At 72.2% G+C, this 8,819-nt stretch carries 4 protein-coding genes; all 4 read left to right on the top strand.

The features are described from left to right. Nucleotides 1-189 precede the first annotated feature (189 nt). The 4 genes from ACFXPK_RS11930 to ACFXPK_RS11915 all read left to right on the top strand — a co-directional run bounded on the left by ACFXPK_RS11930 (nucleotide 190) and on the right by ACFXPK_RS11915 (nucleotide 8,464). Nucleotides 190-2,304 carry an ATP-binding protein gene (locus ACFXPK_RS11930; protein ID WP_385074290.1) on the top strand — a complete coding sequence of 705 codons (2,115 nt, stop codon included), beginning with the start codon at nucleotides 190-192 and terminating at the stop codon, nucleotides 2,302-2,304. A gap of 259 nt (nucleotides 2,305-2,563) precedes the next feature. Then, nucleotides 2,564-4,222, top strand: coding sequence for a PucR family transcriptional regulator (locus tag ACFXPK_RS11925; protein ID WP_385074288.1), 1,659 nt, complete (start codon nucleotides 2,564-2,566; stop codon nucleotides 4,220-4,222). 205 nt (nucleotides 4,223-4,427) lie between these two features. Beyond that, a complete protein-coding gene (locus tag ACFXPK_RS11920) occupies nucleotides 4,428-5,873 on the top strand; it encodes an aldehyde dehydrogenase family protein (RefSeq protein ID WP_385074285.1) in 1,446 nt (481 codons plus the stop codon). A 590-nt stretch (nucleotides 5,874-6,463) separates the two neighbouring features. Beyond that, nucleotides 6,464-8,464: an acyl-CoA dehydrogenase family protein gene (locus ACFXPK_RS11915; protein WP_385074282.1), complete on the top strand. Its 2,001-nt coding sequence runs from the start codon at nucleotides 6,464-6,466 to the stop codon at nucleotides 8,462-8,464. Nucleotides 8,465-8,819: the final 355 nt, after the last annotated feature.

Genomic DNA, 8,819 nt, shown 5'->3' with positions numbered 1-8,819 from the left:
GGGTTTTCCCGCCCCCGGCCCGGGGCCGTGGGGGGCCCCCAAGGGGCCCCGCCCCCCCCCCCCCGCGGAAGGGCGGACGGCGGTGCCCCGTGGGCAGCCCGTGGCGGTGGGCCACCCGCTCAACACCCGGCGGTGGCAATACATTGAGCGGGTACAACAGGGCGGACTGCGCAGGGGGCAGGAGTTCACATGGACAGCGACGGCACACACGACGCACAGGGCACACGCGCCAACCCCGTGCCGCGCCCGGCGGCCCCGCCGCCCATGCCGTCCTCAGCACCGTTCGAATCGGCCCCGCCTCCCGCACCGGGGCACGCGCCGCGCTCCGGGCCGACCCTGGCGGAGTGGTTGCGCGTTCCGCGGCTCTCTGACGCGCCGGGAACCTGGACGTACGGCCACCGGGCGCGGCCCGCGGAGGAACCGGAGCTGACGCCGCTGCGGCAACTCGTGAGCGGGGCGCTGATCTCGCTGCTGGCCGGTCTCTTGCTCTGGTCGCTGCTTTGGAACGGCTATCTGGGGGGCTTCTGGCTCTGGCCGCTGTACATGTTCACCCCTGACTCCTGGCGCGCCACGATGGCCTCAGTCGTCGCCTCCTACGTCTACTACGCGCTGTTCGTCGGCGGAATGCTCTTCCTCTTCGGCCGCCTCGGACGCTGGCCCGAACTCGCGCGGCGCGTCGTTGGCCGCGGCCCCGGCGCGGCTCCCAAGGAGACCGCCCCGCCGCCCCCCGAGCCCGAGGACGATCTAGCCGAGTGGCCCGAACTGCGCACCGCCGGGCAGAGCGACATCGCCGCGCGCCTCGCGGCCGAGATACGGGACGGGCGGATGAACGACGTCGACTACGCCCGGATCCGCCGCGCCTGGCACTCCGTACGGGCCGACCCCTCCCGCCTGACGGCCTTCGGCGAGGCCGTACGGGGCGACGGCGCGGGCGCCTGCGTCCATCCCTCGGGCAAGCGCGATCTGCCTGTCCGCGCAGCCCGGCACGATCTGCTCGCACGCCAGGTCAGGCTCGGCACCGTCCAGGACGGTGAACGCAACCCTTACGCCCGCAGGGGGACCGGGCTCGCGCTGGACCCGGTCCTGCTGGGGACCTCACTGCTGGCCGTCGGCCCGCCCGGCGCCGGGAAGACACACGCCCTGGTACGTCCCGTCGTCGAGTCGCTGTCGCTCCAGGCGCTCGCAGGGCAGGCGGCCGTCATCGCCGTCTGTGCCACCGGTACGCAGCTCGGGCCGGACAGCGCCTACGACGTCGTCGTCAGGCTCGGCGATCCCGACTCGGTGTACGACCTCGACCTGTACGGCGGCACCAACGACCCCGACGAGGCCGCTGTCGTCCTCGCTGAGGGCCTTGTGGGCGATCTCGCGGACACGGACAGCAGGCGGGCCTCCACGGCCCTCGCACAGCTCCTGGGGCCGTTCCGTGCCGCGCGCGGCCGGCTGCCCGCCGTACCGGAGCTGCGCGAGCTGCTCGACGGTGAGCCCGCGGCGCTCGCCGTCCTGCGGGAGACCCTGGACGCCGAGGGGCACGTCGCCATGCGGCGTGAGCTCGATGCCCGTGAACGGCAGTCCGGCGCGCCCGGGGATCCGGGACGGGCCCTCGCCGACCGGGTCGCGCTGCTCGACCGGCCCGCCTTCGCGGGCTTCTTCGACACCAGCGGCAGGACCCGGCCGTTCTCGCTGCGCGCACTGGAGCACCCGCTTCGGGTCCGGATCGACCTGCCCGAGCGCGGGCACGCCGAGGCGTCGCGGATGCTGGCGCGGATCGTCCTCGCCCAGTTCACGGCGAACGCCGCGACCCGAGCGGACCGGTCGCTCTTCGCCTGCCTCGTGCTGGACGACGCGACGCGCACGCTCACCCCCGAGACCCTGCGCGGCGTGCAGCGCCTGCGTTCGGTCAACGCGGGCGCCGTACTCACCCTGCGCACCCTCGACGACGTGCCCGAGGCGCTGCACACCGCGCTGCTCGGCGCTGTGGGCTGCCGGATGGCCTTCTCCGGCATCACCACCTGGGACGGCAAGCGCTTCGCGGAGGCATGGGGCACCGAATGGGTGGAGACGCGCGACGTCACGCAGCGCACGGTCTTCGCGGACCAGCCGCTGACCCGGGCCATCCACGCCTTCCGCAAGCTGGTCACCGGCAAGGCGGTGACCACGGACGCCGTGACCGTACGGAAGGTCGAGCGGGAGCGCTGGTCGGCCTCAGAACTGGCGCACTCCGTACCGGCCGGTCATGCGGTCCTGTCGCTGCGGACCGTGAGTGGCGAGCACGCGCCACCTCTCCTGGTCGACCTGCGGAACTGAGCGGCATTAGGCGTACGGGGCGGTAGGTGGCGCCCAGGGGCGGAACGAGGCGTCCAGGGCGGGGGCAGTCCACCGTCATCAGGAGGACCGTCCTTCGTGCAAGCCCTTCGTACAGGCTGGCAGAATTGGCATATGTCGTTGCTACAAGACGGCAAAATGGTTGTGTGTCCTCGCATCGGGGCCGATGCACGCTCCGTCGCCTGATCGGCCTGTGTCCGCCTCCCTGCCCCTCCGCTGCCTAAGGTCCTACGGTTCCACCATGCCGCCCACCCTCGCCTCGCTCGTACAGCACTCGGCGCTCCACCTCACCGTGCACGCGGGGGAGGACCGGCTGAGCACGCCCGTCCGCTGGGTCCACGCCAGCGAGCTGCCCGACCCCGTCCCGTACATGGAGGGCGGCGAACTGCTCCTCATCACGGCGACGACCCTGGACGCCACGGATCCCGGAGCGATGCGGCGGTACGTACGGCGGCTGGCGGACGCCGGGGTCGCCGGGCTCGGCTTCGCGGTCGGCGTCAATTACGAGGACATCCCCGAGGCCCTCGTCGGAGCGGCCCGCGAGGTGGGCCTGCCTTTGCTGGCCGTGCCGCGCCGTACTCCCTTCCTCGCCATCAGCAAGGCCGTCTCGGCGGCGCTCGCCGCCGACCAGTACCGCGCCGTGACCGCGGGGTTCGAGGTCCAGCGAGAGCTGACCCGCGCGGCGCTCTCCCAAGGGCCCGCGGCGCTGCTGGAGCGACTGGCGGCGCATGTGGACGGCTGGGCGGCACTGTATGACGCGTCCGGCGCCGTCGTCGCCGCCGCGCCCGAGTGGGCGGCGCGGCGCGCGGCGCGGCTGACGGCAGAGGTCGAGCGGTTGGGCGAGCGCCCCGCACCCGCGAGTGCGGTGGTCGGCGGAGCGGACTCGGGTGACGCGTCCCGGGACGCGGAGGACCGCGTGGAGCTCCAGTCGCTCGGTACGGGGCGGCGCGTCCGCGGCGCCCTCGCGGTCGGTACGGGGGCGGCACTGGGCACCGCCGAACGGTACGCGGTGCACTCCGCGGTCGCACTGCTGACGCTCACGACGGAGCGTTCACGAGCCCTCCAGGCGGCCGAGCAGCGGCTGGGCGCCGCCGTGCTGCGCATGTTGCTGTCCGGGCAGCCGGACCACGCGCGGACGGTGGCGGGGGACCTGTACGGAGGACTGCTCGACGCCCCGTTCCGCCTGCTGATCGCGGAATCCACGGCGAGTTCCGCGAGCGCCGCCGCGGCGCAGGAGGGCGCCGGGACGGACCATCCGCTCCAGGTGCTGACGGACGCCATCGAGGCGGTTGCCTCCCGCGCCGGCGAGCCCGTGCTCGTGGTCCCGGACGGTGAGCACCGGCTCGCCGCCGTGGCCTCCGACGGTGGAGCCGTAACCGCTTCCCTGTCGCGGTACGCGCTGCTGGAAGCGGAGGAGACAGGCGCCGTGATCGGTCTCTCCGCTCCTACAGGGCCGATCGCGACAGCCGGCGCCTATAAGCAGGCCGAACAGGCACTGTCGGTGGCCCGGCGCCGCGGCATGGCGCTCGTCGAGCACGAGGAGTTGGCGGCGGGATCGATCCTGCCCCTCCTCGCGGACGACGCGGTGCGAGCCTTCGCGGAGGGGATGCTGCGGGCGTTGCGCGACCACGACGCGAAGGGGCGTGGCGACCTGGTGGCGTCGCTGCGGGCCTGGCTGTCCCGCCACGGCCAGTGGGACGCCGCGGCCGCTGACCTGGGGGTGCACCGCCATACGCTCCGCTACCGCATGCGCCGGGTCGAGGAGATCCTCGGCCGTTCACTGGACGACCCGGACGTGCGGATGGAGCTGTGGCTGGCGCTGAAGACCACGGCGGCACCGACCCTGCCCGCCCCTTCGGCGTCGGAAGCCCCGGAACCTCGGGAACAGTCGGATCAGTAGGCGTGGAGAGGCAGGGACGGGGGATCGGAGACGAACCGGTCGCTCCGGGACGGGCTCCGGTCGGCCCGTTCCGCGTAAGTCCCACGTATGACATTGCGTAGCACAGCCGCGTCCACACCACTCCACTGCGGATAATCCGTCTCGCGCCTCCGCACCCCTACCGTGGAAGGGACACGCCGTCTCCTCGGAAGGGCCCGGATTCGCAATGACTTCCACCCACGCTTTCTGGCTCGCCGGCCGCCAGGCCACCGGCGAGGACACCCTCGACGTCACTTCCCCCTGGGACGGTCGCCTGGTCGGCACCATCTCCCTGCCGACCGACGCGCAGGTCGAGGAAGCAGTCGCCGCCGCGCACGCGGTGGTCGACGAGTTCGCCGCGACGCCCGCGCACGTGCGGGCCGCAGCCCTCGACCACGTCTCGCGCCGCCTCGTCGAACGCACCGAAGAGATCGCCCAGCTGATCTCCGCCGAGAACGGCAAGCCCCTGAAGTGGGCACGAGGTGAGGTCGGCCGCGCCGTATCCGTCTTCCGGTTCGCCGCCGAGGAGGCCCGCCGTTTCAATGCCGGCGACGCGCAGCGGCTCGACACCGACGCGGGCGGCACCGGCCGCCTCGCCCTGACCCGTCGCTTCCCCCGTGGCGTCGTCCTCGGTATCGCGCCGTTCAACTTCCCGCTCAACCTCTGCGCCCACAAGATCGCCCCAGCCATTGCCGCCGGCGCCCCGATCATCCTCAAGCCCGCCCCGGCGACGCCGCTCTCCGGCCTCCTCATCGGTGAGTTGCTCGCGGAGACCGACCTCCCCGCCGGCGCCTGGTCCGTACTGCCCGTGCCCAACGACCGGATGCCCGCCCTCGTAGAGGACGAGCGGCTGCCGGTGATCTCCTTCACCGGTTCCGACAAGGTCGGCTACGCGATCATGGACTCGGTTCCGCGCAAGCACTGCACCCTCGAACTCGGCGGCAACGGCGCGGCCGTCGTCCTCGCGGACTACGCGAGCGACCAGGACCTCGACTGGGCCGCCGCGCGGATCGCCACGTTCTCGAACTACCAGGGCGGCCAGTCCTGCATCTCCGTGCAGCGCGTGATCGCGGACGCCACGGTGTACGAGCGCCTCGTGCCCCGCATCGTCGCCGCCGTCGAGGCCCAGGTCACCGGTGACCCCGGCGACGACGCCACCGACGTCGGCCCCCTCGTCAGCGAGGACGCCGCGAAGCGCGTCGAGTCGTGGGTCGACGAGGCGGTACGGGCCGGCGCGCAGCTCCTCACGGGCGGCAAGCGCGACGGGGCGAGCTACGCGCCCACCATCCTTGCCGAGGTCCCCGAGGACACCACCCTCGCCTGCGAGGAGGTCTTCGGTCCCGTGCTCACGCTCCGCCGCGTCGAGAGCGAGAAGGAGGCGTTCGATCGGGTGAACGACTCCAAGTACGGCCTTCAGGCCGGCGTCTTCACCCATGACCTGAAGGCCGCGTTCCGCGCCCACCGGGCCCTGGAGGTCGGCGGCGTGGTCGTCGGCGATGTCCCGTCGTACCGCGCAGACCAGATGCCGTACGGGGGCGCCAAGCAGTCCGGAGTGGGCCGCGAGGGTGTGCGGTACGCGATGGACGACTACACGTACGAGCGCGTGCTCGTCCTCACGGGCCTGGACCTCTAGACCCCGCCTGTATGAGGCCTCCGCACGCAGTCCCGCCCGCCCCGAACCCCTCGTACGGGGCGGGCCGGGGCACCGTGCGGGGCGCACGCACCACACGACCGACGGCAGCGGGCGGCGCCCGCGGCGGGGGGGGCCGGCCCGGGGCGGTTGTCCGGCCCCGGCCCCCCGGGGGGGGGCCACGGCGGCAGTGGGGGGGGGGGGGGCCCCGGGGGGGCGCCCCCCCCCCCCCCCCCCCCGGCCGCGGGGCGCCGATTGCGGGGGCGCCGCGCCCCGCTGCCGTATGTCCGGGCACGGCCCGCCGCGGAGTGCACGACTGCGCGATGCGGTGCGGTGCGGCGCCGTACGGGGCGTTGCAGGGCGCCATGGAGCGCGCTATGAGGGCCGTGCGGGGCGGCGGCCCTCGTACGGGGGCGAAAGGGTCCGTTCCACGACTGGTGCGTGCGATGGGAATCGGGTAGATACGGACGAGTAGCACCAGTCGGTATATCGACACCGTCACCGGTGGGTCGGCACCGTCCGCCCTGCCGCGTACCGGCCCGTACCGCCAGGCACCGCCCATGGCCCCGACTCCGCGGCGAGGTGATTTCCTCATGTCCGCCCCATCCGCACCCTCAGCAGCGCCCACGCCCCAGGAACCGCAGAAACCACAAGATCCACAGGGAGCGCAGGGAAAGCCCAAGGTCTCCGAACGGGAGGCACGGCAGGTCGCCGAAGCCGCCCGTGAGCAAGGCTGGCGCAAGCCCAGCTTCGCGAAGGAGTTGTTCCTCGGCCGCTTCCGGCTGGACCTCATCCACCCGCACCCCCTGCCGGCACCCGAGGACGTCAGGCGCGGCGAGGAGTTCCTCTCCAAGCTGCGCGCGTTCTGCGAGACACGCATCGACGGTGCGCTGATCGAACGCGACGCCCGCATCCCCGACGAGGTGATCAACGGCCTCAAGGAACTGGGCGCGCTCGGCATGAAGATCGACACCAAGTACGGCGGGCTCGGCCTCACCCAGGTGTACTACAACAAGGCCCTGGCGCTCGTCGGCACCGCCAGTCCCGCCATCGGGGCGCTGCTCTCCGCCCATCAGTCGATCGGCGTACCGCAGCCGCTCAAGATCTTCGGCACCCAGGAGCAGAAGGACCTCTTCCTGCCACGTCTGGCGCGTACCGATATCTCGGCGTTCCTGCTCACCGAGCCCGACGTGGGTTCCGACCCCGCCAGGCTGGCCACGACGGCCGTCCCCGACGGCGACGCGTACGTGCTCGACGGCGTGAAGCTGTGGACCACCAACGGCGTCGTCGCCGACCTGCTCGTGGTGATGGCACGGGTTCCCAAGGAAGAGGGCCGCAAGGGAGGCATTACGGCGTTCGTCGTGGAAGCGAACTCCCCCGGCATCACCGTCGAGAACCGCAACGCCTTCATGGGGCTGCGCGGCCTGGAGAACGGCGTGACCCGCTTCCACCAGGTCCGGGTCCCCGCCGCGAACCGTATCGGCCCCGAGGGAGCGGGTCTCAAGATCGCGCTCACCACGCTCAACACGGGGCGTCTCTCGCTCCCCGCGATGTGCGTGGGCGCGGGCAAGTGGTGCCTGAAGATCGCCCGCGAGTGGTCGTCCGCGCGCGAGCAGTGGGGCAAGCCGGTCGCCCGCCACGAAGCCGTTTCGACGAAGATCTCGTTCATCGCGGCCACCACCTTCGCGCTGGAGGCGGTCGTCGACCTCTCCTCCCAGATGGCGGACGAGGACCGCAACGACATCAGGATCGAGGCAGCCCTCGCCAAACTGTACGGTTCCGAGATGGCCTGGCTGATGGCGGACGAACTGGTCCAGATCCGCGGCGGCCGGGGCTTCGAGACGGCTGACTCGTTGGCGGCCCGCGGCGAACGTGCCGTACCCGCCGAGCAGATGCTCCGTGACCTGCGCATCAACCGCATCTTCGAGGGCTCCACGGAGATCATGCACCTGCTGATCGCCCGCGAGGCCGTCGACGCCCATCTCGCGGTGGCCGGCGACATCATCGATCCCGACAAGTCCTTCCAGGACAAGGCCAGGGCGGGGGCGCAGGCGGGGAAGTTCTACGCCCGCTGGCTGCCGAAGCTGGTGGCAGGGCCGGGACAACTGCCCAGCTCGTACGCGGCGTTCCACCCGGCCGGTCACCCGGACCTGGCGTCGCATCTGCGCTACGTCGAGCGCAGCGCCCGCAAACTCGCCCGCTCCACCTTCTACGCCATGTCACGCTGGCAGGGCCGCATGGAGACCAAACAAGGCTTTCTCGGCCGGATCGTCGACATCGGCGCGGAGCTGTTCGCGATGAGCGCCGCGTGCGTACGGGCCGAACTGCTGCGCACGAGCGGCGACCACGGCCGCGAGGCGTACCAACTTGCCGATGTCTTCTGCCAGCAGGCACGGGTCCGCGTCGAGGCGCTTTTCACGCGGCTCTGGTCCAACACGGACGACCTGGACCACAAGGTCGTGAACGGCGTCCTGTCGGGTACGTACGCCTGGCTGGAGGAAGGCATCGTCGACCCGAGCGGCGAAGGCCCCTGGATCGCGGACGCGACACCCGGACCCTCGGAACGGGAGAACGTGCACCGCCCGATCCGCTGACCCGTTGAGACGCACCGTACGGGGCGCCAGGAGACCCCCTCGGCGCCCCGTGGGCGCACCGTACGGTGCGTGCGTGGCAGGGCCCCGTACGGATCGAGATCCGCCCCGGTGCGCCGCGCGTCTGGGACGACGTACGGGGATCCTGGCGGCGCCCGGAAGACGTTCCCGGTGTTCCACGGGGTGGTCGGGGCGTTCCGGCCCGCCGATGGCGGGGGCGAAGCGTGACGGTCCCCGTACCGCTCCGGAAGGGAGCGCCCGCTGTTGACCCCACCGCTCTGCGAGGGCCCCAAAATCCGCCCCGGGCGGGTCGTCTCGTGATATATATGTCTGACAAACGTGTGTAAAACCAAACACC

This window comes from Streptomyces sp. NPDC059142, from assembly GCF_042755665.1.
Lineage (GTDB): Bacteria > Actinomycetota > Actinomycetes > Streptomycetales > Streptomycetaceae > Streptomyces.
This window is presented reverse-complemented; position numbering and strand designations above follow the sequence as displayed.

Bases quoted from the DNA above. Each gene is read 5' to 3' on its own strand.
- ACFXPK_RS11915 (WP_385074282.1), top strand. From the start codon at position 6,464: ATGTCCGCCCCATCCGCACCCTCAGCAGCGCCCACGCCCCAGGAACCG.
- ACFXPK_RS11920 (WP_385074285.1), top strand. From the start codon at position 4,428: ATGACTTCCACCCACGCTTTCTGGCTCGCCGGCCGCCAGGCCACCGGC.
- ACFXPK_RS11930 (WP_385074290.1), top strand. From the start codon at position 190: ATGGACAGCGACGGCACACACGACGCACAGGGCACACGCGCCAACCCC.
- ACFXPK_RS11925 (WP_385074288.1), top strand. From the start codon at position 2,564: ATGCCGCCCACCCTCGCCTCGCTCGTACAGCACTCGGCGCTCCACCTC.